Raw genomic sequence first — 20,762 nt, 5'->3', positions numbered from 1 at the left:
CGGACCAGCCGACAGCTCGGTCCGTCGCCCGATCGAGGAGGCGACCACCGCCATGACCCCCTCCCCTGTGAAAGCCGTGGAGCGCCAGCTGCCCACCGAGGAGGCCCGCGAGCTGCTGAGCCTCACCCGGGACCTGGTCGAGCGCGAGCTCCAGCCGCGCGCGGCGGAGGACGAGGCCGCCGGCCGCTTCCCGCGGGAGGTCTTCCGCACCCTCGGCGAGGCCGGCCTGCTCTCCCTCCCGTACGACGAGAAGTACGGCGGCGGCGCGCAGCCCTACGAGGTGTACCTCCAGGTGCTGGAGGAGCTCGCGGCCGGCTGGCTGGCCGTCGGCCTCGGCGTCAGCGTGCACACCCTGTCCTGCCACGCGCTGGCCACCTTCGGCACCGACGAGCAGCGCGACAAGTGGCTGCCCGGCATGCTCTCCGGCGAGCAGCTCGGCGCCTACTGCCTCTCCGAGCCGCAGTCCGGCTCGGACGCGGCCGCGCTGCGCACCCGCGCCGACCTCGACGGCGAGGCGTACGTGGTGAACGGCACCAAGGCGTGGATCACCCACGGCGGCCAGGCCGACTTCTACAGCGCCCTGGTGCGCACCGGCGGCGAGGGTGCCAAGGGCATCAGCTGCCTGCTCGTCCCCGGCACCCAGCAGGGCCTGTCCGCGGCCCCGCCGGAGCACAAGATGGGCATGCGCTCCTCGCCGACCGCGCAGCTGCACTTCGACGGCGCCCGGGTGCCCCGCGAGCGGCTGGTCGGCGAGGAGGGCCAGGGCTTCCAGATCGCGCTCGCCGCGCTGGACTCCGGTCGCCTGGGCATCGCCGCCTGCGCGATCGGCGTCGCCCAGGCCGCGCTCGACCTCGCGGTCGACTACGCGCGCACCCGGCGCCAGTTCGGCCGTCCGATCGCCGAGTTCCAGGGCCTGTCCTTCATGCTCGCCGACATGGCCACCCAGATCGAGGCCGGCCGTGCGCTCTACCTGGCCGCCGCGCGCCTGAAGGACGCGGGCCGGCCGTTCTCCAAGGAGGCGGCGATGGCCAAGCTGTTCTGCACCGACGCGGTGATGCGGGTGACCACCGACGCCGTCCAGGTGCTCGGCGGCTACGGCTACACCCAGGACTTCCCGGCGGAGCGGTTCATGCGCGAGGCCAAGGTGCTGCAGATCGTCGAGGGCACCAACCAGATCCAGCGCCTGGTGATCGGCCGCCACCTCACCAAGGGCTGACGCCCCGGGAGGGCCGGGTGTCCGCGACGACCCGGCACCCTCCCCGCATACGGCCTCCGGCCGTCACTCCAGGGTGCGGAGTGACGGCCGGAGGCGTTCCTGGCGGCGCGTCCACCGGCCCGTGCGCGGCGTCGACCCCGTGCGGTGTCTACCGGTGCGCGCGGGCCGGACGGTCAGCGCCGGACGAGGCGGCGGCGCTGCTCCGGGATGGCGCGGAGCGCGGAGACCGTCGGGACGGAGGGGAGGGCGGGCACGGCCTGGCCGACCGCGGCGACCCGCACCGGGCAGTGCGCCACCGCGTGCGAGAACGGCTGGGTGCGCCAGTCCAGTTCGCTCGGGAGCTTGAACAGCGCCCCGAAGCCGGTCGGCTCGGCGTCCTCCGGCTCCTCCACCTCCGCGAGGTCGTCGGTCGGCGTGCCCGAGCCCGGGCAGACCGCGGGGGCGAAGGGGTTCCAGGCGGTCGGCAGCAGGGCGTGCTGCGGCAGCCGCTCCTCGTCCGCCACCAGGGCGATCGGGCGGCGGCACTCGGGGCAGTTGACCCGGAAGATCTCCCAGGTCTCGGCCTCGCCAAGGTCGGCGTTCGGCGCGTGGTCGACCGCGAGGTCGTCGCGGCCGGTCATATCGTCGGTCTCGTCGGCGCCCAGCACGCGCTGGTCAGTAGCAGGCATGAGGATCCCCCTAGGATCGGGCCCGGCCTGGTCGTCCAGGGCCACAACCAGCACTTCCCTGTGATCCGGACTCATAACCCTGCGGTGTTGTGCACCGTGATGCACCGGGTGTGTCCTTGACCACATCCGCTGCCACATTCACCCGGCATGTGCCCGCCCGGTACCTGCAGTGCTTACTCGTGCCACCTCGTGCGCCCCCCGTGCGCCCGACCGGGTAGGTTGACGGACTGTGGAGGATCTCGACCAACGCATCGTCCAGCTGCTCCTTGAGGACGGCCGGATGAGCTACACGGACCTGGGCAAGGCCACCGGCCTGTCCACCTCGGCGGTGCACCAGCGCGTGCGCCGCCTCGAACAGCGAGGGGTGATCCGCGGCTACACCGCGATCATCGACCCCGACGCCGTCGACTTGGCACTGACCGCGTTCATCTCGGTCAAACCCTTCGACCCCAGCGCCCCGGACGACACCCCGGACCGCCTGGCCGGCCTGCCCGAGATCGAGGCCTGCCACAGCGTCGCCGGCGACGAGAACTACATCCTCAAGGTCCGCGTCGGCGCCCCCGGCGACCTGGAGGACCTGCTTGCGCGCATCCGCAGCGCCGCCGGGGTCTCCACCCGCACCACCGTCGTCCTCTCCACCCCGTACGAGGCCCGACCCCCGAAGCTCTGACCCCCGAAGCTCCGACCCCCGAAGCTCTGAGCCCGAACGGGCGGGGTGCAGACTTGGCGCCATGACCGAACGCACCCTCCCTCCTTGCCCGCCCTCGGGCAGGAGGGGCCCACGAACCGTCCTGCTGCGCGGCGGCGCCGTCTACAGCCCCGCCGACCCCTTCGCCACCGCGATGCTGGTGGAAGGCGAGCACATCGCCTGGGTCGGCAGCGACGGCGCCGCCGAGGCGTACGCCGCGTCCGCCGACGAGGTCGTCGAACTGGACGGCGCCCTGGTCACCCCCGCCTTCGTGGACGCCCACGTGCACGCCACCGCCACCGGCCTGGCGCTCACCGGCCTCGACCTCACCGGCAGCCCCTCGCTGGCCGCCACCCTGGCGGCCGTCACCGCCTTCGTCGACGCCCGGTCCGAGCCCGGCGGGGTGCTGATCGGCCACGGCTGGGACGAGAGCGGCTGGCCCGAGGGCCGCCCGCCGACCCTCGCCGAACTCGACGAGGCCGCCCGCGGCGCCGCGCTCTACCTCTCCCGCACCGACGTGCACTCCGCGCTGGCCACCACCGCGCTGCGCACCCTCACCGAGGGCCTCGCCGAGCGGCCCGGATACGCCCCCGAGGGCCCGCTCACCAAGGACGCCCACCACGCCGTCCGGCAGACCGCGCTGGCCCGCCTCACCCCCGAGCAGCGCCGCCGCGCCCAGCACGCCACCCTTGCCCGCGCCGCCGAGCTCGGCATCGGCGCCCTGCACGAGTGCGCCGGCCCGGAGATCTCCTCCGAGCAGGACCTGGAAGCCCTGCTGGCGCTGGCCGCCGAGGGCGAGGGCCCCGAAGTGTTCGGCTACTGGGGAGAGCTGGGCGGCGTCGAGACGGCCCGCCGGCTCGGCGCGGTGGGCGCCGGCGGCGACCTCTTCGTCGACGGCGCGATCGGCTCCCGCACCGCCTGCCTGCACAGCCCGTACGTCGACGCCGAGCACACCGGCACCGCCTACCTGACCGCCGAGCAGGTCGCCGACCACGTCGCCGCCTGCACCGAGGCCGGGCTGCAGGCCGGTTTCCACGCCATCGGCGACGCGGCCGTGGCCGCCGTGATCGAGGGCGTCCGGGCGGCCGGCGAGCGGGTCGGCGCCGGCCGGGTCAAGGCCCTGCGCCACCGCGTCGAGCACGCCGAGGCCCTGGACGGCGAGTCCATCGCCGCCTTCGCCGAGCTGGGCCTCACCGCCTCCGTCCAGCCCGCCTTCGACGCCGCCTGGGGCGGCCCGGAGGGCATGTACGTCCAGCGCCTGGGCGCCGAGCGGGCCGCGGCCCTCAACCCCTTCGCCGCCCTGCTGCGGGCCGGCGTCCCGCTGGCCTTCGGCTCGGACGCCCCGGTCACCCCGCTCGACCCGTGGGGCACCGTCCGCGCGGCGGCCTTCCACCGGACCCTCGACCACCGGATCTCGGTCCGCGCCGCCTTCACCGCCCACACCCGCGGCGGCTGGCGCGCGATCGGCCGGGACCAGGACGGCGTGCTGGTGCCCGGCGCCGTCGCCAGCTACGCGATCTGGGCCGCCGGCGAGCTGGTCGTCCAGGCCCCCGACTCCCGGGTGGCGGGCTGGTCCACCGACCCGCGCTCCGGCACCCCCGGCCTGCCCGACCTGACCCCGGGCCACCCGCTGCCGACCTGCCTGCGCACCGTGGTCCGCAGCCGCACCGTGCACCAGCGGTAGCCGTCCACCGGCGGTAAACCAGGTGAGGCGGCGCGGCACCGGCCGTAGGTTGACCACCATGACGACCCACCCACTGGTCCCCGCCGACTTCGCCGTCCCGCGCGAGCTGCTCGCCCCGGAGTTCCGCCTGGAGCCCCTGGGCGAGCAGCACAACGCCTCCGACCACGCCGCCTGGACCGGCAGCATCGAGCACATCCGGGCCACCCCCGGCTTCGTCGGCCGCAGCTGGCCGCCCGTCGACGGGATGCCGGCCGAGCGGAACCTCGCCGACCTGCGCCGCCACGCCGCCGACTTCGCCGCGCGCACCGGCTTCACCTACACCGTCCTGGAGCCCGAGGGGAGCGAGGTGATCGGCTGCGTCTACATCTACCCGGACCGCGAGGACCCGTCCGCGGTCAGCGTCAGCTCCTGGGTCCGGGCCGACCGCGCCCACCTGGACGCCCCCCTGTACCGCGCCGTCTCCACCTGGCTCTCCGACCACTGGCCACTCGGCGAGGTCCGCTACACCGCCCGCTGACCAGCAACGAACCCCACCAGCACCCTCACCGCACGTCCCAGCGGCCTTCCGGGGTACCTTCTTCGCACAGCGTCCGAACAGCAAGCCCCCAGGAAGATGGTGCGCCGGTGGCCATTCCCGTCACCCAGGAGCGGTCCGGGACCGCACCCGAGCCGCCGGAGCCGGCGCCCCGACCGGGCCTCGGTGCCCGGGTGCTCGCCAAGGTCCGCGCCGGGCTGCCCCGGACCGGCCTCGCGGCCCTGGCCGGCCTGCTGCTCGCCCTCGCCTTCCCGCCCTTCGACCTCTGGCCGTTGTCGCTGCTCGGCGTCGCCGCGCTCTCGCTGCTCACCCGGGGCCGCACCTTCCGCCAGGGCCTGTGGACGGGCTTCGCCTTCGGCCTGCCGTTCTTCCTGATGCTGCTCAGCTGGCTGCGGGTGGTCGGCTGGGACGCCACGGTCGGCCTGTCGGTCGTCGAGGCGCTGTTCCTGGCGCTGCTCGGCGGCGCACTGGCCGTCACCTCCCGGCTGCCCGGCTGGCCGCTCTGGACGGCCTGCCTGTGGATCACCCAGGAGTGGGCCCGCGACCGGCTGCCGCTCGGCGGCTTCCCCTGGGGCCGGCTGGCCTTCGCCAACACCGCCACCCCGTACACCCCGCTGGCCGCGCTCGGCGGCGCGCCGCTGGTGACCTTCGCGGTGGCCCTGTCCGGCGCCCTGCTCGCCTGGGCGGCGCTGCGCCTGCGCGGGCCGGGCCGGGCCCCGAAGGCGGCCGCCCTGGCGGCGCTCGGCGCCGTGGCCGCGCTGCTCGCCGGCCACCTCGTCCCGGTGCCCACCGCCGCGGCCGACTCCGTGAAGGTCGCCATCGTCCAGGGCAACGTGCCCAACCCGGGCATGGACTTCCTCGGCCGCCCGATGATGGTCCTCAACAACCACGCCTCGGCCACCGAGCGCCTGGCCGCCGACATCGCGGCCGGCAAGGTCGAGCGCCCGGACGTGGTGATCTGGCCGGAGAACTCCTCCGACCTCGACCCGTTCAGCGACCCACTGGCCCGCCAGCGCATCGACGAGGCCGTCAAGGCGATCGGCGTGCCCACCCTGGTCGGCACCCTGGTTGACGGCCCGGACGCGCAGCACGTCCAGAACGAGGGCATCGTCTGGGATCCGGTCACCGGCCCCGGCGCCTCCTACACCAAGCAGCACCCCGTCCCGTTCGGCGAGTACGTGCCCTTCCGCGCCCAGCTGATGAAGGTGATCACCCGCCTCCAGCGGGTCGCCCGGGACTTCTACCCCGGCGACCACAACGGCGTGATGCAGCTCGGCCCGGCCCGGATCGGCGACGTGATCTGCTTCGAGGTGGCGTACGACGAGATCGTCCGCGACACCGTGGACAGCGGCGCCCGCGTCCTGGTCGTCCAGACCAACAACGCGACCTACGCCAGGACCGGCCAGCCCGAGCAGCAGCTCGCGATGAGCCGGCTGCGGGCGGTCGAGCACGGCCGGGCCGTGCTGATCGCCGCCACCAGCGGCATCAGCGCCGTGATCGCCCCGGACGGCACCGTCCAGCAGCGCACCCAGGAGCTGACCCCGGCCGAGCTGTCGGCGACCGTCCCGCTGCGCGACGGCACCACGGTCGCCGACCGGGTGGGCGCCGCCCCGGAGTGGACACTGGCCCTCGGCGGCCTGCTGGCCTGCGGCGCTGCCGTCCTGGTGGGGCGTCGCAAGAAGCCTGCCGTCGGAACACCGGCCGAGTAGGGATCGTTGGACCAGGTGGTGCCGTAGCCGGCCCGGACCTCCCGTGCGGCGCGCAGAGCACCGCCTGGAGTGGATTCGTACCGTGACCCAGCAAGCTGCCCCCACCCGTCCGGCCCCGCGCGGAAAGCTCCGCCGAGTGCTGCCGTTGCTGCTCACCGCCTGGCTGGTGCTGGAGATCTGGCTGCTGGTCCAGGTCGGCTCCTGGCTGGGCGGCCTGACCGTCCTGCTGCTGCTCGTCGCGGGCGCCCTGATCGGCGGCTCGCTGATCAAGCGGGCCGGGCTGAAGGCGCTGTCGGCGGCGATCGAGCAGAGCAAGAACCCGCAGTCCGAGCAGCCGCAGACCGGCACCAGCATGACCGTGCTGGCCGGCCTGCTGCTGATCGTCCCCGGCTTCCTGTCCGACCTGCTGGCCCTGACCCTGCTGTTCCCGCCCACCCGGGCGCTGTGGCGGGCGGTCGGCCGCCGGGTCGCCGACAAGGCGATGCGCGGCACCTCCGCCGTCGGCGCCGACCCGTTCGCCGACGCGATGCGGCTGCAGGAGCAGCTGCGCATCCACCGCCCGGACGGCAAGGTCATCCAGGGCGAGGTCGTCGAGCCGGAGGCCGGCCCGCGCGGCCCGGAGGGCCCGGACACCACCTACCGCCCGCCGATCACCGGCTGACGACGCGAAGGGTGCGGACGACGCGGGGCGGCCACCACGAGGGCGGACAACGCGAAAGGGACCCTGGAAACCAGGGTCCCTTTTCGCGTCCTCCCGCTCGCGGCGGGAGCGAGATCAGGCGCTCTTACGGGTGTCCCGCGGGTGCACCGCGAGGTTCATCCCGCCGGAGCGGAGCACGGCCAGCCGTTCGGCCAGCACCTCCTCCAGTTCCTCGCGCGTCCGGCGCTCCATCAGCATGTCCCAATGGGTGCGCGTCGGCTTGGTCTTCTTCTCCTCCGGCTCGTCGCCGTCGAGGAGTGCTGCCTCCTGGCCACAGAAGCGGCATTCCCAGACTGCGGGGATCTCCGCCTCGACCGAGAATGGAACCTCGAATCGGTGTCCGTTCTGACATGCGTACTCGACGGTCTGGCGGGGAGCCAGATCGATACCGCGGTCGGTCTCGTAGCTAGTGGCCCCGAGTCGCGTGCCGCGGAGAGCTCGCTCGCTCATGAATCGTGCCTCCCGGGCTTATGGCCCACAGGACTAGTGGTCGCTGTTCTTCGTCGTTCGGTCAACGCTCGGCTTCCGACGAAGATTCCCGTCCCGGGACATGCGTCGTCTGTCGTGCCGCCCCTGTTTGTACCCACCTGCGCCCGATTTGTCACATCTGGCCGGTGATATCACCCAAGGTGTCACCTATTTCACATCTGGTGATCGTGGGGACTTTCTGTGTCGAGCGTACCGGGACGGGTTCCGGCCGTGTCCGGCGGCCCCGACCCGGAGCCGTCGAGCAGGTCAGGAGATCGGACGTGAGCGGATCATCGGCTCGTCCTTGGCCAGGTCGACCGGGCGGGCCGGATCGGCCGGCGGGGCCGGATCGGCCGGCGTCGCCAGCGGCGGGCGCTCCGGGCGGGGCGGTACGCCGGCGGCCGCCTCGGTGCGGGTGTCGCGGTGCGGCAGGAGGGCGATCACCGCGTCCCGCAGCGGGGCCGGGGCCTCGTCGTCCAGCGGGTCGACGGTGGCGGGCACCTGCAGCCGGACGGGGGTGCCGTTGCCGACCCGGGCGTAGCCGCGGCCGATCGGGGCGTGTGCGGCGGGCACGATGTCCAGCGGTGCGCCGAGCGCGGCGCGGCCCTCCTCGGGGCCGGCCGGGCCGAGCACTACCCGGGCCCGGGTGGTGACGCGGACGGTGGGGGTGAGCCGGTCCCGGGCCTCGATGTCGTCGGCGATCGCCACGGTGACCCGGGCGGCGCGGCCGTGCCGCAGCGGCAGCTCCAGCAGGTCCTGCGGGTCGGGGCGGCCCTCGGCCTGGGCGAGTTCGCTCAGCTCGGTCGGGTGGTCCAGCAGCAGCCACAGCGGCCGGGTGACGTCCTCGGGCGGGGCGGTGCCGGCGTGCCGGGCGGCGTTGAGCGCGGTGAGCCGCCGGTCGGTCTCCCGGGCGGCCCACTCCAGTGCGGCCAGCGCGCCGTGCAGGCTGGTCTCCACGGTGTGCACGCCGGGCCGGTTCACCAGGCAGGCGTGCTCCCCGGTGCCCGCGCCGTCGACGATCACCAGGTCGGCGTACGGGAGGGCCTGCAGGGCGACCGAACGGAGCAGGCTGGAGGTGCCGTAGCCGGTGACGCCGAGGGCCAGCAGGTGCGGTTCGGCGGAGCGCGGGCCGGTGCGCCAGACCACCGGCGGCTGCTGGGTGACCGCGCCGCCCTGGGTGACGGGGATGGTCCGCGCGGTGCCGTCCTCGTCGGTGAAGCCCAGCACGATCTCGCCGGGGGTGGCCACGAAGCGCTGGGCGACGACGTCGGTGGGCAGCGGGGCGAGCGCGGCGATCCGCAGCCGGTTGGACTCCTCGTCCCAGTCGAAGCGGTACTCCCGGGCCCGGCCGGCCTTCCCCTGGACGACCTGCTCGATCCGGGCCCGGGCGGCCGGCTCGGTGTCGGTGAAGTACGCGGGGTAGCTCAGCTCCAGCCGGGAGAGCCGGCCCTCGCCGTCGAACTCCCAGGAGCCGAAGACGTTCTTGTAGCTGCCCTCGAAGTGGTACAGCGGGTTGGCGTCCTCGGGGCCGCACAGGTACGGGGTGAGCGCCGCGTAGAGGGCGCTCAGCTTGATGTCGGCGACGTCCGGCGCGGGCGGGGCGGGCGGCGCCTTGGGGGCCCGTCCGGCCCAGGCGGCGCTGGCCATCAGGGCGATCAGGGCGAACAGCAGACCGTGCGGCAGCAGGTAGATGCCGACCAGCATCGCGGCGGACAGGAAGACCGTCGGGCCGCGGCGCTCCTTCGGGGTGTCCTGCCAGCGGGCCTTGGCCCAGTCGGCGTGGTGGCGCAGGCCGCGGCCGATGACGGAGAGCGGGGCGAACATGTCGGAGGCGTGGTCCCCGGCGGTCCGGGCGATCTCGCGGCCCTTGCTGAGGTGGCGGTGGAGCGGCATTCCTTGACTCCCCGGGCGAGTGGGACGGGTGGGGTGCGGAGGTGGGGTACGACGGGGCCCGGGGCGGTGGGATCCGCGCCCGGGCCGGTACGGGGGTGAGTGGTGGCGGCTAGAACTTGATGCCGCCGAGCAGGCTCGCGAGGCTGGCGCCGCCCGCGGTGATGCTCGGGGCGATCGACGAACCGGCGATGTAGAAGCCGAAGAGGGCGCAGACGATGGCGTGGGAGACCTTCAGTCCGTCCCGGCGGAAGAAGAGAAAGGCGATGGTGCCGAACAGGACGATGCCGGAAATCGAGAGGATCACGATCCGCTCCTCGGGAGGGGGGACAAGCGGCGGGTGTTACGGAAAGTGCAATAATCGTGACAAAAAGTAATAGATGATGGAACGGTGCAAATGGGTGGTTCTGCCGTTCAATGCCGCTCCGGGAGCCGGATGGCGGTATGCGAACCGGCCTGGGTGGGGGCCGGGCGCCGCAGGGAATCGGTGCCGCCAGGCATTCCCGGGGGGTGGGTGGGAAGTTTCCGGGGGGTCCGGAAAGTTCGCTCGAATGGCTGCGCAACCCGTGTGGCCGCGTGTCGGGGCGGGCCCGGGCCGTCATCCGGATCACGGAAACCGGCTGGCCCGCTCCGGCGCCGGCCGCTACCGTGCCCTGGGCGCAGCCCGTGACCACCCGACGAACCGACCGGAAAGGCCGCCCGCCATGACCGACGCCGCCAGCCAGCAGCCCGCCGACGCCCCCGACGCCGAGGTGATCGCGCTGGCCGGGAAGCTCTTCGACGCCGCCCGGGCCGGGGCGACCGACACCCTGGCCGCCTACCTGGACGCCGGAGCCCCGGCCGACCTCACCAACGACCGCGGCGACACCCTCGTCATGCTCGCCGCCTACCACGGCCACGCCGCCACCGTCGAGGTGCTGCTCCGGCACGGTGCCGACCCGAACCTCGCCAACGACCGCGGCCAGACCCCGCTGGCCGGCGCCGTCTTCAAGGGCGCCGAGGACGTGCTCGCCGCCCTGCTGGCCGGCGGCGCCGACCCGCACGCGGGCGTCCCGAGCGCCGTCGACACCGCCCGGATGTTCGGCAAGGAGGACCTGGTCGCCCGGTTCGAGGCCCGCTGAGCGGGGCCCGTAGGCTTTTCGACCATGGACACCAGCACGACCAAGGACACCGGCACCGTCGAGTTCCGCATCACCGGCTACGCCCACCCCGATGCCCAGGCCCTGTCGGCGGAGGTGCAACAGGAGTACGTCCGGCGCTACGGCGACCCCGACTTCACCGAGATGAGCCCCGAGGACTTCGAGGCGCCGGCCGGACTGTTCCTGATCGCCTACCTGGACGGCCGTCCGGTCGCCTGCGGCGGCTGGCGGGCCAAGCAGGCCGGCCCGGACGGCCTGCGCGACGGCGACGCCGAGCTGAAGCGGATGTTCGTGGTCCCCGAGGCCCGCGGCCGCGGTCTGGCCCGGGCCGTGCTGCGCCGCCTGGAGCGGACGGCCGTCGAGGCCGGCCGCACCCGGTTCATCCTGGAGACCGGCAGCCAGCAGCCCGAGGCCATCGCGCTGTACAAGTCCGAGGGCTACGTCGCGATCCGGAAGTTCGGTTTCTACAAGGACCACCCGCTGAGCGTCTGCCTCGGCAAGGAGCTCGGCCCGGAGCTGGGCCAGGAGCCCGCCGAGGGGTCCGCCGCGGCGGTCTGAGCGGCCGCCGCCCCGGGTAGGCTCCCGGCGCCCTGACACGACGCCCTGGGGGACGGCATGAGCCACCGAGCACCCGGAGCCGACCGGCTCCCCGCCCTGGCCGCACCGGGCGGGGAGCTGGACCGGCTGGTCCGCGAGGGCGTCCGCACCGTCGGGGCGGGCGCCGTCTGGGCCGTCGGCGACGCCGGGGGCCCGCTCGGCGGCGGCAGCCACGGCCCGCTCGGCCGGGGCCCGTACGCGCGGCTCGCACCCGGGCCGGACACGCTCTACGACCTGGCGAGCCTCACCAAGATCGTCGCGCTCTGGCCCTGCGCCGGGGCGCTCTGGCAGGCCGGGCGGCTGCCGCTGGACGAACCGCTGGGGCGCTGGTGGCCGCCGGCCGCGGGGCACCCCGTCGGCGCGGTGACCGCCCGCGGGCTCCTCGCCCACACTGCCGGGATGCTCCCGTACACCCGCTTCGAGTCGCTCTACGGGCGCGAGCCCGCCGCGATCCGGGCCGGGGTGATCGCCGCCCCGCCGGGCCGCGCGCCCGGCACGGCAGTCGAGTACACCGACCGCGCCGCCGTACTGCTCGGCTACCTGGTCGAGGACCTCGGCGGCGCGCCGCTGGACGAACTCGCCGCGCGCTGGACCTGGCACCCGCTGGGCATGACCGACACCCGGTACGGGCCGCTCGACGCCGCGCTCACCGCCCGGACCGCGCCCACCGAGTACGAGGAGCGGGCCGGCGACCACCTGCGCGGAGTCGTCCACGACCCCTCCGCCCGGCTGCTCGGCGGCGTCTCCGGCAACGCCGGGGCCTTCTCCACCGCCCGCGACCTCGCCCGCTTCCTCACCGCGCTGCTCGCCCCGCCGCCCGGACCACCCTGGGGCGAGCCGTGGATCCGGGAGTCACTGCGCGAGCAGACCGGCGGACTGCGGCCCGCCCGCGGCCTGTCCTGGCTGTACGCCCCCGGCACCGAGCCCGCCGAAGGCACCTTCGTCCACTACGGCTTCACCGGCACCGGCTTCTGGATCTCCCCGCGGCTCGGCCGCTGGGCGCTGCTGCTCACCAACAAGGTGCACTACGACCGCCTCACCCAGCCGCTCACCGACCTGCGCAACGCCTTCCGGCAGGCGGTCTTCGGCTAGGGCCTGTCCGGATCCCCTCGGCACTCGTTCGGGTGATGGAGTACGAACCACCGTTTGCGGGGCGGCGATCGCGGCAGAGTGTGCACGAGAACGGCACCCGGCGGAGGAGGCGCGATGACGGACACCTGGGCACTCACGGAGGAGGAGTGGCTCGCCCGGCTGGTGCGCGCCTACGTCGGCTGCAGCGTGCTGCTCACCGATGCGGCGGGCAAGGTCCTGCTGCTGAAGGCCAGTTACCGCGACCAGTGGCAGTTCCCCGGCGGCGGGATGGACCCGGGGGAGGGGCCCGCCGAATGCGCGGCGCGGGAACTGCGCGAGGAGACCGGGCTGGTCGCCGGCGCGCTCCGGCTGCTCGTGGTGGAGTGGCGCGACGCCATCCCCGACCAGGGCGAACACGCCCACCCTGCCGTGCAGTTCATGTTCGACGGCGGGACGGCCGAGGCGGGCGTGGCGGTCCGCCTCCAGGTCGAGGAGATCGCCGACCACGGCTGGTTCACCCCCGCGCAGGCCGCCGCCCTGCTGCACCCCTGCGCGGCGCGCCGGCTCACCGGGGCCCTGGAGGCCCGGCGGACCGGCGCCGCCGCGCTGCTGCACTCGGCGGGGTACGTGGGCTGACGGACGGGCTGACGGATACGGGCTGAAGGACGCTCAGACGAGGGTGCTCCAGTAGTACCAGAAGCGGTTGAGGACCAGCAGCGCGATCACCGCCGCCCACAACACCGGCAGCGCCCAGTGGTAGCGGGCCGCCTCCCGCACCACCACCCGCAGCCGCGGGCCCACCGGGATCACGCCCGAGCGCAGGTTGTGCAGCGTGGTGTACCAGAACAGCGCCACCACCGTCGCCCACACCACCATGCAGTACGGGCACAGCGCGCCGATGTCGTACAGCGCCTGGTCGATCAGCCAGTGCACGAACACCACGCCCAGCGCGGTGCCCGCGTGCAGGCCCAGCCAGAACCAGCGCCGGTACGCGGCACCGGCGAGCAGCCCCGCGCCGATCGCCGCCAGCGCACCGAAGGCGGCCAGGCCCAGCAGCGGGTTCGGAAAGCCGAACACCTCCGCCTGCTCAGTGCGCATCACCGAACCGCAGCTGATCACCGGGTTGATGTTGCAACTGGGGATGTAGGAGGGGTTCTCCAGGATGCGGAGCTTGTCGAAGGTCAGGACGGCCGAGGCGGCCAGCCCGACCAGCCCGCCGAGGAACAGCAGGATCGCGAAGGCCCGGCTCGCCCCGATCGGGGCCCGGCCGGAGGCGTCCGGGGCGGGACGGGCGGGGTGCACGGTGGTAGCGGCGGACATGGCAGCACACTCCGGTGGTGGCGGGGGAGGGCCGGCCCGGCCGGGAGTCGGCCGGGCCGGTGGTGCCGTGCGGTGGGAAGGCCTTACTGCAGGCCTTACTGCAGGGCCTTGCGGCCGGCCTTACTGCAGGCCGGCGGCCTGCTTGACCATCGCGGTGAACTGCTCCGGCGAGACGACGGCGTTGCCGGCGAACAGGGTGACCGGCTTGCCGTCCACCTTGACCGTCGGAGTGCCCGTCACCCCGCTGCTGTTGAACGCGTCCGCGACCTTCGCCGCCCACGGCGCGTAGGTCCTGTCGGTGACGGCCTTCACGAACGCGTCCGTCTTCAGCCCGGGCACCTGGCCGGCCAGGTCCAGGATGTGGTTGACGTCGCCGAAGCCGTCCTCGCGCTCGTCGGGCTGGTTGGCGTACAGCACGTCGTGGAACTGCTTGAACTTGTCCACACCCTCGTTCAGGGCGGCCCCGGCGGCGGCCAGCGCGGTGCGCGAGCCCTTGCCGCCGAGGTTCTTGTCCAGGAACGCCGCCAGGTGGAACTCCACCTTGATCTGCCCGTCCTCGGTGAGCTTCTTGACGGTGTCGCCGTTCGCCGCCTCGAAGTGCTTGCAGATCGGGCAGCGGAAGTCCTCGTAGACCTCCATGGTGTGCGGGGCGTCCGCCTTGCCGTAGGTGATCACCGTGCCGTCCGGGCCGGTCGCGTTGGCCGGAACGACCAGCGGGGCCGAGCTCGCCGCCGCCGAGGCCTTGTCGTCCTTGTTCGACGCCGAGTTGACGGCGACGGCGACACCGCCCGCGAGGGCGAGCACGACGACGGCGGAGACCGACACGACGATCCGCTGACGGCGCTTGGCGGTCTGCTGCTCGCGGCGCTGCGCCTCCTGGATCCGCTCACGGGCACTGATGCGCTTGGCCTGCTGCTTGCTGGGGGCCTGAGCCATGGGAAGTCAACTCCTGTACGCGGCGCGCGGGTGCGCGCGGGAAACCGCACCGGGTGCGGCGGGGTCGGGTGAACGCGGGAGTCGTGCGCACTGCCTGCGGGCGTACGGGGGCCGTCGTCCGGCCGGGTACGGAAGGGGGATCGCGTACGGGGGTGAACCGGTACGGAAGCGATCAGCAGGCAGGCGCGAAGGCCGGCGGGCCGCGCCGGGGCGCCGGGCTCAGCACCACGTCCTCGCGGCGCGGCCGCACGCGGTCCGACACCGGCAGCGGCACCCGCAGCACCGGGCGAACCGGGGCGGGGACCAGCAGGACGAGCAGGGCGCGCAGCGGGCGGGCCAGCGACTTCTGCAGTGCCCGCAGCGCCCGGGCCAGGCCCGACAGGGCCGCGTCGCCCAGCCGCAGCCAGGCGGAGGCGGCCAGCGCGATCACCAGGTGCACCAGCAGGAGCAGCAGTTGGGTCGCCGCGGGCGCCAACTGCCCGGCGTGGCCCAGCGGACCGGAGAGCAGCGATCCGTCCATCGAACCGCCGCCGCAGACCAGCAGGTTCACCCCGTGCGCGGGGACCTGCCCGGTGAACATCGGCCCACAGCTGGTCTGGCCCAGGTTGAAGGTGGTGTTGAGCAGCAGCTCGACCGGCACCATCACTGCGGAGATGTGCAGCATCCGCCGCTCCCCGCCGGCCACGACGGCCGCGACCAGGAAGACGACGACGCACGCCGAGGCCACCAGCGACAGCGGCAGCGGGCGGCCCGTGATGACCACCTGGCCCAGCGCGGCCATCGGCACGGCGAGCGCGGTGAACACCGCGGCCCGCAGGGCCCTGGTCGTGTGGGTGGAGGTCGTCACGCTCCGGAGTATGTCATGACGCTCGCACCCCGCACGAGGCCCGTACGCCCCTGTCCCGGCTGACGCCCGCTCACTACCCTGCGCCCTCTCCCGGCCGCCCCGGGCAGGTTCTAGCCTGGAAGCGTTCCCCGGCGACCTCGACGGAGGGGTGAGCACATGGCGAAACCCGAGACCACGGTGGGGCAGGTGCTGCTGGCCCGGATCGAGGCCCAGGCGGCGGTGCTGGCCGGCCTGGACGACGCCGTCCGGGCGGACGAGCCGGACGCGGTGCACCGGATGCGGGTCGCCTGCCGGCGGCTGCGCAGCGCCCTGCAGACCTTCCGGCGGCTGTTCACCCCCGGCGCGACGGATGAACTGGTCGCGGAGCTGCGCTGGCTGGCCGGCGCCCTCGGTGGCGCCCGCGACCGCGAGGTGCTGGCCGCACGGCTGGCCGCGCAGGCCCGCGAGCTGCCCGCCGAGTGCGATCCGGAACGGGTCGCCGCCGCGCTGGAGCGGTGGGGAAAGGCCGCGTACCGCGAGGTCTGGCCCGAGGTGCTCGCCGCCCTCGACAGCCCGCGCCGCCGCGCCCTCGGCGAGGCGCTGGCCGCCCTCATCGCCTCCCCGCCGCTGCGCCGCAGGGCCGCGCGCCCCGCGGCCCCCGAGCTGTCCCGCGTCGCCGCGCGCGAACAGCGCCGCACCGGGGACCGGGTCCGGACCGCCCTCGCCGCCGGCCCCGAGGACCGTGACCGCGCCCTGCACGAGGCCCGCAAGGCGGCCAAGCGCGCCCGCTACGCCGGCGAGACCGCCGCCCCGGCGGTCGGCGCCCGGGCCGAGCGCTACGCGGAGCGGATGAAGGCCGTCCAGGAGGTGCTGGGCGAACACCAGGACGCCGTGGTCGCCGCCGCCACCCTCGCCGCCCAGCCGGCGGCGGGCGCCGAGCCCTTCGGCTACGGCGTCCTCTACGGCCGCCAGCTGGCCGCGCAGGAGGCGGCGCGCGAGCGGCTGCCGGGGGTGTGGAAGCGGGCTGGGAAGCGGACGTTGGCGCGCTTCGGGTAGCGGCCGCGGCGGGCCTGGACGTGGACGTGGCGGAGGCGGAGGCGGCTACCGGGGGCTGAGGCCGGCCGAGCGCGCCGCCTCGCGCAGCAGGCTCCGGAGCATGTCCGTGGTCAGCCGGCCGGTGTTCGTGTTGCGCGGGCTGACGTGGTAGCAGCCGTACAGCCGCAGGTCGGGGCCGCCGTCACGGGCGGGGAGGTCGACCCGGGCGGCGTGGCCGAAGGCGGGCCGGGGACGGGGGACCTGCCAGCCGGCGTCCGCGATCACCGGGAGCAGGGCCTGCCAGGCGAAGCCGCCGAGGGCGACGACCGTCCGTACGGTGGGGCGCAGCAGTTGGAGTTCGCGGGTGATCCAGGGCCGGCAGGTGTCGCGTTCGGCGGTGCTGGGCTTGTTGTCGGGCGGGGCGCAGCGGACCGGGTCGGTGATCCGTACGCCGTGCAGTTCCAGGCCGTCGCCGTGGCGCACGGATTCGGGGCGGTTGGCGAGCCCGAGGTCGTACAGGGCGGCGTAGAGCAGGTCGCCGGAGGGGTCGCCGGTGAAGATCCGGCCGGTGCGGTTGGCACCGTGGGCGGCGGGGGCGAGGCCGACCAGGACGAGCGGGGCGTCGGGCGGGCCGAAGCCGGGGATGGGGCGGGCCCAGTACTCCCAGTCCTGGTAGGCGCGGCGTTTGGTACGGGCGGTCTCCTCGCGCCACTCGACCAGGCGGGGGCAGGCCCGGCAGCCGGTGACGACACGGTCGAGGGCGGCGAGTCCGCGGGCCCGGGCGGCGGCCTCGGCGGGGTGACGGGGGTCGCCGGGGTTGTCGGCGGGGGACTGTGGGGCGGCCTCGATCGGCATGGCCCGATCCTAGGGTGCGGGGCACTGTCGTCCCGGTGGGTTCCGGGCAGGCGTAGCGTGGAATCAGTTGCTCCGGCGGCCCCGGCCGGGCCCGGTCGGCGGTGGTCGGACGCGCCGGTGTGCGCGGAGGCCGCGAGGAGGCCGCGATGATCGTCGATGCGGTGCTGGGTGCTCTCGGGGGGTTGGCCGGGTTGGGGGCGCTGTGGGCGGCGCTGAGCATTCGGGTGGTCCAGCAGTTCCAGAAGGGCGTGGTGTTCCGCTTCGGGCGGGTGCGCGACGAGGTCCGGGAGCCGGGGCTGGTCGCGCTGATGCCGATCGCGGACCGGCTGCGCCGGGTGAACGTGCAGATCGTGACGATGCCGATCCCGGCGCAGGAGGGCATCACCCGGGACAACGTGACCGTGCGGGTGGACGCGGTGGTCTACTTCCGGGTCGAGGACCCGGTGAAGGCGACGGTCAACGTGCAGGACTACAACTTCGCGATCTCCCAGGTCGCGCAGACCTCGCTGCGGTCGATCATCGGCAAGAGCGAGCTGGACGACCTGCTGGCCAACCGCGAACCGATCAACCAGGGGCTGGAGTTGATGATCGACAGTCCGGCGCTGGGCTGGGGCATCGAGATCGACCGGGTGGAGATCAAGGACGTCGCCCTGCCGGAGTCGATGAAGCGCTCGATCGCGCGCCAGGCGGAGGCCGAGCGGGAGCGGCGGGCGCGGATCATCACGGCGGACGGCGAGTACCAGGCCTCGGCGCGGTTGTCGGATGCGGCGGCGGTGATGAGTGCGACCCCGGCTGCGCTCCAGCTGCGGCTGCTGCAGACCGTGGTGGAGGTGGCGGCGGAGAAGAACTCGACGCTGGTGCTGCCCTTCCCGGTGGAGCTGCTGCGCTTCCTGGACAGCGCGACGGAGGTCCAGCAGCGGAACCTGCTGACGGCCGCCGCGGTCGCCGCCGGGGCGAAGGCCGCGGAGGACGCTGTGGAGAGCGGGGAGATACCGGAGGGCGAGTTCGACCAGGAGCCGCCCCGGCGTGAAATCCCGCCGCTGGAGGAGCTGTTGTCCCACTCGCCGCTGGAGGGCGCGGACCTGGAGGGCGGGCCGGCGGAGCCGGACGGGCAGGTCGAGGCGGGGGAGCGTACGGAGCCGAAGGAGACGTCGTGACGGGTGCCCGGTGGCGGGTGCCATCGGCCCGGACCAGGATGGACGAGGGGGATCAAGCCAGGTCAGGAGGCGGACCATGACCAGAGCCGGCGACATCATGCACCCGGGCGCGGAGTGCATCCGCGAGCACGAGACGCTCGCGGCCGCCGCCCGGATCATGCGGGAAAGGCATGTGGGCGCACTGCCCATCTGCGGGGAGAACGACAGGCTGCTCGGCATCGTGACCGACCGCGACATCGTGCTGCGCTGCGTCGCGGAGGGGCGTGACCCGGCGCAGGTGACGGCGGGCGAGCTGGCCCAGGGGCGGCCGATGACGGTGGAGGCGGACGAGGACTGCGAGCAGGTGCTGCGGGTGATGGAGCAGTACCAGGTCCGCCGGCTGCCGGTGATCAACCACCCGGAGCACAAGCTGGTCGGCATGATCAGCGAGGCGGACATCGCACGCGGGCTGCCGTCGGCGCGGCTCGCGGAGTTCGTGTCGGCGGTCTGCGCGGAGGAGCCGCCCAAGAAGGAGGCCTTGCAGGGCTGACAGCGCCGTACGCACGCGGCCCCCGCCCGGCACGGCTGCGGCCCCCGCCCCGGCGAGGGCGGGGCCGCAGCCGTGCCGGGCGGGGGCCGCGTGGGGTCAGCCCAGGGCGTAGACGGCGGTGGCCTGGGCGGCGGGCTCCTCGGCGGCCTCGGTGCCTTCGGGGGTGAGGGTGACGTCGAGGAAGGCGATCCGGCGGCCGAGCTTGGTGATCCGGGCGTGCACCAGGACGTCCCGGTCGACGACCGCGCGCTGGAAGCTGGTGGACTGCTGGACGGTGGTCACCGGGCCGAAGCCGCCGCGGGCCGCGGAGAGGGCGATCACGCAGGCTGTGTCGGCGGCGGCCATCAGGGCCTGGCCGGACAGTGCACCGCCCTCGCGGGCGAGCTGGTCGGACCAGGGCAGGCGCAGGACGGCGTGGCGCTCGCCGGTCTCGGTGGTCGACAGGCCGAGGGCCTGCACCCAGGGGGCGAAGTGGTCGGCCAGGAGCTTGTCCGCCTCGGCGATGGTGAGGGTCATCGCGCCATTGTGCCAAGAGTGTTGGCGGGGTGTCAGGAAACCGACAGGGTGTCCAGATGGCGGCGGAGCACCGCGCGCAGCTCCTCCGGGCCGACCAGCTCGGGGTGCTGGACGGCCTGCAGGGTGAGGCCGTCCAGGAGGGCGGAGAGGCGGCGGGTCTCGATGTCGAGGTCCAGGCCGGGGGTCAGGGCGCCGGCGCGTTCGATCTCGGTCAGGACGTGTCGGACCAGCACGTCCAGGCCGCTCTGCAGTTCGGCGGCGCGGGGCCGCAGTTCGGGCCGGGTGCGGGCGGCGGTGACGAAGGAGAGCCAGAGCGCGGACTCCTCCCGGCGCTCGGCGTCCAGCGGGAGGGTCTCGGCGAGCAGCCGCGCGGTCTGCTCGCGCCGGTCGGTGCCGGGGGCCGGGGCCGGGTCGAGCAGGGCGCGGGCGTGGGTGCGGATGCGGGTGTCGATCCGGCGGGCCAGCTCCTGCATCGCGAAGATCATCAGATCGGAGCTGCCGGCGACGTAGTGCCGGACCGAGCCGATGGCGAGCCCGGCCTCCTCGGCGACGTTGCGCAGTGAGGCGTGCTCCAGGCCCTCCCGGGCGGCGACGCGCAGGACGGCGTCGGCGACGGCCTGGCGGCGTTCCACGGGGTCGACGATCTTCGGCATGTTGCCGTTATAGCACGGGTGGGCTAAATTGCTGATTTAGCACGGTCGAGCTAAAAAACTGGGGGAGTGCGGACGATGAACGGCTGGGTGCATGCGGGGCTGATCGCCGCGGTGGTCGTGGCGGTGGTGATCCGACGGCTGCGCGGTGAACCGCTCAACGCGCGGGACCTGTTCGGGCCGCCGGTGGTGCTCACCGGCCTCGGCGTCTGGGCGCTGCTCCAGCACCACGGCCTCGGCCCGGGCGACTACGCGTGGGTCGCGGCGGGCGCCGTGCTGGGCGTCGCACTGGGGGCGGTGCGCGGCGCCACCATCCGGGTCTACGAGCGCGACGGGGTGCTGTGGCAGCGCTATGTCGGGCGGACCTTCCTGGTCGCGGCGCTCTCCCTGGCCGTGATGGCCGGCTTCAGCCTGCTCGCCGAGCACTTCGGCCTCGCCCGGGACGCCCGGCCGGTCCAACTGTCGATCGGCGTCGGCTTCCTGGGGGAGGCGCTGGTCGTCGGCTTCCGCGCACTCGCCTCCGGAGTCCCGTTCGCGCCGGAGCGGCGACCCTTCGGCCGGTAGCACCGGTTG

General features: G+C 74.3%; 24 protein-coding genes. 14 read left to right on the top strand and 10 right to left on the bottom strand.

The window, feature by feature from the left end:
- The first annotated feature begins 52 nt into the window (after positions 1 to 52).
- Positions 53 to 1,216: an acyl-CoA dehydrogenase family protein gene (locus OP86_RS03805; protein ID WP_030058362.1), complete on the top strand. Its 1,164-nt coding sequence runs from the start codon at positions 53 to 55 to the stop codon at positions 1,214 to 1,216.
- 173 nt (positions 1,217 to 1,389) lie between these two features.
- Here the strand turns inward: OP86_RS03805 and OP86_RS37355 are convergent, their stop codons facing one another.
- Positions 1,390 to 1,884: a hypothetical protein gene (locus tag OP86_RS37355; RefSeq protein ID WP_199815144.1), complete on the bottom strand. Its 495-nt coding sequence runs from the start codon at positions 1,882 to 1,884 to the stop codon at positions 1,390 to 1,392.
- 229 nt (positions 1,885 to 2,113) lie between these two features.
- Between OP86_RS37355 and OP86_RS03795 the strand changes: the two genes are divergently transcribed.
- The 5 genes from OP86_RS03795 (at position 2,114) to fxsA (ending at position 7,161) form a co-directional block, all read left to right on the top strand.
- On the top strand, positions 2,114 to 2,554 hold the full coding sequence (locus OP86_RS03795) for an Lrp/AsnC family transcriptional regulator (RefSeq protein WP_030058365.1): 441 nt from the start codon (positions 2,114 to 2,116) through the stop codon (positions 2,552 to 2,554).
- A gap of 61 nt (positions 2,555 to 2,615) precedes the next feature.
- Positions 2,616 to 4,256: an amidohydrolase gene (locus OP86_RS03790; protein WP_030255203.1), complete on the top strand. Its 1,641-nt coding sequence runs from the start codon at positions 2,616 to 2,618 to the stop codon at positions 4,254 to 4,256.
- A 58-nt stretch (positions 4,257 to 4,314) separates the two neighbouring features.
- Positions 4,315 to 4,773 (top strand): hypothetical protein, encoded by a 459-nt coding sequence (locus OP86_RS03785; protein ID WP_030058367.1) that lies wholly within the window; start codon positions 4,315 to 4,317, stop codon positions 4,771 to 4,773.
- A gap of 113 nt (positions 4,774 to 4,886) precedes the next feature.
- Positions 4,887 to 6,500, top strand: a complete 1,614-nt coding sequence (gene lnt / locus OP86_RS03780) for an apolipoprotein N-acyltransferase (protein ID WP_418952581.1) — start codon at positions 4,887 to 4,889, stop codon at positions 6,498 to 6,500.
- 82 nt (positions 6,501 to 6,582) lie between these two features.
- Positions 6,583 to 7,161 carry an FxsA family membrane protein gene (fxsA, locus tag OP86_RS03775; protein WP_030058370.1) on the top strand — a complete coding sequence of 193 codons (579 nt, stop codon included), beginning with the start codon at positions 6,583 to 6,585 and terminating at the stop codon, positions 7,159 to 7,161.
- A 114-nt stretch (positions 7,162 to 7,275) separates the two neighbouring features.
- Here the strand turns inward: fxsA and OP86_RS03770 are convergent, their stop codons facing one another.
- From OP86_RS03770 to OP86_RS03760, 3 genes are all read right to left on the bottom strand, one after another.
- Positions 7,276 to 7,650: an RNA polymerase-binding protein RbpA gene (locus OP86_RS03770; RefSeq protein WP_030058371.1), complete on the bottom strand. Its 375-nt coding sequence runs from the start codon at positions 7,648 to 7,650 to the stop codon at positions 7,276 to 7,278.
- 285 nt (positions 7,651 to 7,935) lie between these two features.
- Positions 7,936 to 9,561: a membrane protein gene (locus OP86_RS03765; protein ID WP_030058372.1), complete on the bottom strand. Its 1,626-nt coding sequence runs from the start codon at positions 9,559 to 9,561 to the stop codon at positions 7,936 to 7,938.
- A gap of 109 nt (positions 9,562 to 9,670) precedes the next feature.
- Entirely contained in the window at positions 9,671 to 9,865 is a 195-nt protein-coding gene (locus tag OP86_RS03760) for a hypothetical protein (protein WP_030058373.1), read from the bottom strand.
- Between the two features lie 397 nt (positions 9,866 to 10,262).
- Between OP86_RS03760 and OP86_RS03755 the strand changes: the two genes are divergently transcribed.
- From OP86_RS03755 to OP86_RS03740, 4 genes are all read left to right on the top strand, one after another.
- The gene (locus OP86_RS03755) at positions 10,263 to 10,679 is read left to right on the top strand and encodes an ankyrin repeat domain-containing protein (protein WP_030058374.1); all 417 of its coding nucleotides are present in this window, start codon (positions 10,263 to 10,265) and stop codon (positions 10,677 to 10,679) included.
- A 24-nt stretch (positions 10,680 to 10,703) separates the two neighbouring features.
- Complete coding sequence (locus tag OP86_RS03750; RefSeq protein ID WP_051829643.1) at positions 10,704 to 11,255, top strand: GNAT family N-acetyltransferase; 552 nt, start codon at positions 10,704 to 10,706, stop codon at positions 11,253 to 11,255.
- 57 nt (positions 11,256 to 11,312) lie between these two features.
- Positions 11,313 to 12,386, top strand: a complete 1,074-nt coding sequence (locus OP86_RS03745) for a serine hydrolase domain-containing protein (RefSeq protein ID WP_051829642.1) — start codon at positions 11,313 to 11,315, stop codon at positions 12,384 to 12,386.
- Between the two features lie 114 nt (positions 12,387 to 12,500).
- Positions 12,501 to 13,001, top strand: coding sequence for an NUDIX domain-containing protein (locus OP86_RS03740; RefSeq protein ID WP_030058377.1), 501 nt, complete (start codon positions 12,501 to 12,503; stop codon positions 12,999 to 13,001).
- 33 nt (positions 13,002 to 13,034) lie between these two features.
- Here OP86_RS03740 and OP86_RS03735 read toward each other — a convergent pair whose 3' ends face one another.
- From OP86_RS03735 to OP86_RS03725, 3 genes are all read right to left on the bottom strand, one after another.
- Entirely contained in the window at positions 13,035 to 13,685 is a 651-nt protein-coding gene (locus tag OP86_RS03735) for a vitamin K epoxide reductase family protein (protein WP_030058378.1), read from the bottom strand.
- A gap of 120 nt (positions 13,686 to 13,805) precedes the next feature.
- Positions 13,806 to 14,621 (bottom strand): DsbA family protein, encoded by an 816-nt coding sequence (locus OP86_RS03730; RefSeq protein ID WP_030058379.1) that lies wholly within the window; start codon positions 14,619 to 14,621, stop codon positions 13,806 to 13,808.
- Between the two features lie 172 nt (positions 14,622 to 14,793).
- Positions 14,794 to 15,468, bottom strand: coding sequence for a hypothetical protein (locus OP86_RS03725; RefSeq protein WP_030058380.1), 675 nt, complete (start codon positions 15,466 to 15,468; stop codon positions 14,794 to 14,796).
- A 156-nt stretch (positions 15,469 to 15,624) separates the two neighbouring features.
- Here OP86_RS03725 and OP86_RS03720 point away from each other — a divergent pair, with 156 nt between their 5' ends.
- The gene (locus OP86_RS03720; RefSeq protein ID WP_051829641.1) at positions 15,625 to 16,503 is read left to right on the top strand and encodes a CHAD domain-containing protein; all 879 of its coding nucleotides are present in this window, start codon (positions 15,625 to 15,627) and stop codon (positions 16,501 to 16,503) included.
- Positions 16,504 to 16,548: 45 nt separating this feature from the next.
- On the opposite strand, the gene OP86_RS03715 is transcribed toward OP86_RS03720, so the two are convergent.
- On the bottom strand, positions 16,549 to 17,337 hold the full coding sequence (locus tag OP86_RS03715; protein ID WP_051829640.1) for a uracil-DNA glycosylase: 789 nt from the start codon (positions 17,335 to 17,337) through the stop codon (positions 16,549 to 16,551).
- 146 nt (positions 17,338 to 17,483) lie between these two features.
- On the opposite strand from OP86_RS03715, the gene OP86_RS03710 reads away from it, so the two are divergent.
- Both OP86_RS03710 and OP86_RS03705 read left to right on the top strand, forming a co-directional pair.
- Complete coding sequence (locus tag OP86_RS03710; protein WP_078588416.1) at positions 17,484 to 18,494, top strand: slipin family protein; 1,011 nt, start codon at positions 17,484 to 17,486, stop codon at positions 18,492 to 18,494.
- Positions 18,495 to 18,570: 76 nt separating this feature from the next.
- On the top strand, positions 18,571 to 19,023 hold the full coding sequence (locus tag OP86_RS03705; protein WP_030058384.1) for a CBS domain-containing protein: 453 nt from the start codon (positions 18,571 to 18,573) through the stop codon (positions 19,021 to 19,023).
- Positions 19,024 to 19,119: 96 nt separating this feature from the next.
- Here OP86_RS03705 and OP86_RS03700 read toward each other — a convergent pair whose 3' ends face one another.
- Together OP86_RS03700 and OP86_RS38650 are read right to left on the bottom strand one after the other, a co-directional pair.
- A complete protein-coding gene (locus OP86_RS03700) occupies positions 19,120 to 19,539 on the bottom strand; it encodes a PaaI family thioesterase (protein ID WP_030058385.1) in 420 nt (139 codons plus the stop codon).
- Between the two features lie 32 nt (positions 19,540 to 19,571).
- Positions 19,572 to 20,192, bottom strand: a complete 621-nt coding sequence (locus OP86_RS38650; RefSeq protein ID WP_030058386.1) for a TetR/AcrR family transcriptional regulator — start codon at positions 20,190 to 20,192, stop codon at positions 19,572 to 19,574.
- A gap of 75 nt (positions 20,193 to 20,267) precedes the next feature.
- On the opposite strand from OP86_RS38650, the gene OP86_RS03690 reads away from it, so the two are divergent.
- Positions 20,268 to 20,753 (top strand): hypothetical protein, encoded by a 486-nt coding sequence (locus OP86_RS03690; RefSeq protein ID WP_030058387.1) that lies wholly within the window; start codon positions 20,268 to 20,270, stop codon positions 20,751 to 20,753.
- Positions 20,754 to 20,762 lie beyond the last annotated feature (9 nt).

The organism is Streptomyces novaecaesareae, assembly GCF_000716875.1.
Taxonomy (GTDB): domain Bacteria; phylum Actinomycetota; class Actinomycetes; order Streptomycetales; family Streptomycetaceae; genus Kitasatospora; species Kitasatospora novaecaesareae.
This window is presented reverse-complemented; position numbering and strand designations above follow the sequence as displayed.

What these genes read in the sequence shown, in the direction of transcription:
- OP86_RS03805 (WP_030058362.1), top strand. Translation starts at nt 53, where the DNA reads ATGACCCCCTCCCCTGTGAAAGCCGTGGAGCGCCAGCTGCCCACCGAG.
- OP86_RS37355 (WP_199815144.1), bottom strand. Translation starts at nt 1,884, where the DNA reads ATGCCTGCTACTGACCAGCGCGTGCTGGGCGCCGACGAGACCGACGAT.
- OP86_RS03790 (WP_030255203.1), top strand. Translation starts at nt 2,616, where the DNA reads ATGACCGAACGCACCCTCCCTCCTTGCCCGCCCTCGGGCAGGAGGGGC.
- OP86_RS03785 (WP_030058367.1), top strand. Translation starts at nt 4,315, where the DNA reads ATGACGACCCACCCACTGGTCCCCGCCGACTTCGCCGTCCCGCGCGAG.
- OP86_RS03770 (WP_030058371.1), bottom strand. Translation starts at nt 7,650, where the DNA reads ATGAGCGAGCGAGCTCTCCGCGGCACGCGACTCGGGGCCACTAGCTAC.
- OP86_RS03765 (WP_030058372.1), bottom strand. Translation starts at nt 9,561, where the DNA reads ATGCCGCTCCACCGCCACCTCAGCAAGGGCCGCGAGATCGCCCGGACC.
- OP86_RS03755 (WP_030058374.1), top strand. Translation starts at nt 10,263, where the DNA reads ATGACCGACGCCGCCAGCCAGCAGCCCGCCGACGCCCCCGACGCCGAG.
- OP86_RS03750 (WP_051829643.1), top strand. Translation starts at nt 10,704, where the DNA reads ATGGACACCAGCACGACCAAGGACACCGGCACCGTCGAGTTCCGCATC.
- OP86_RS03745 (WP_051829642.1), top strand. Translation starts at nt 11,313, where the DNA reads ATGAGCCACCGAGCACCCGGAGCCGACCGGCTCCCCGCCCTGGCCGCA.
- OP86_RS03740 (WP_030058377.1), top strand. Translation starts at nt 12,501, where the DNA reads ATGACGGACACCTGGGCACTCACGGAGGAGGAGTGGCTCGCCCGGCTG.
- OP86_RS03735 (WP_030058378.1), bottom strand. Translation starts at nt 13,685, where the DNA reads ATGTCCGCCGCTACCACCGTGCACCCCGCCCGTCCCGCCCCGGACGCC.
- OP86_RS03730 (WP_030058379.1), bottom strand. Translation starts at nt 14,621, where the DNA reads ATGGCTCAGGCCCCCAGCAAGCAGCAGGCCAAGCGCATCAGTGCCCGT.
- OP86_RS03720 (WP_051829641.1), top strand. Translation starts at nt 15,625, where the DNA reads ATGGCGAAACCCGAGACCACGGTGGGGCAGGTGCTGCTGGCCCGGATC.
- OP86_RS03715 (WP_051829640.1), bottom strand. Translation starts at nt 17,337, where the DNA reads ATGCCGATCGAGGCCGCCCCACAGTCCCCCGCCGACAACCCCGGCGAC.
- OP86_RS03710 (WP_078588416.1), top strand. Translation starts at nt 17,484, where the DNA reads ATGATCGTCGATGCGGTGCTGGGTGCTCTCGGGGGGTTGGCCGGGTTG.
- OP86_RS03705 (WP_030058384.1), top strand. Translation starts at nt 18,571, where the DNA reads ATGACCAGAGCCGGCGACATCATGCACCCGGGCGCGGAGTGCATCCGC.
- OP86_RS03700 (WP_030058385.1), bottom strand. Translation starts at nt 19,539, where the DNA reads ATGACCCTCACCATCGCCGAGGCGGACAAGCTCCTGGCCGACCACTTC.
- OP86_RS38650 (WP_030058386.1), bottom strand. Translation starts at nt 20,192, where the DNA reads ATGCCGAAGATCGTCGACCCCGTGGAACGCCGCCAGGCCGTCGCCGAC.
- OP86_RS03690 (WP_030058387.1), top strand. Translation starts at nt 20,268, where the DNA reads ATGAACGGCTGGGTGCATGCGGGGCTGATCGCCGCGGTGGTCGTGGCG.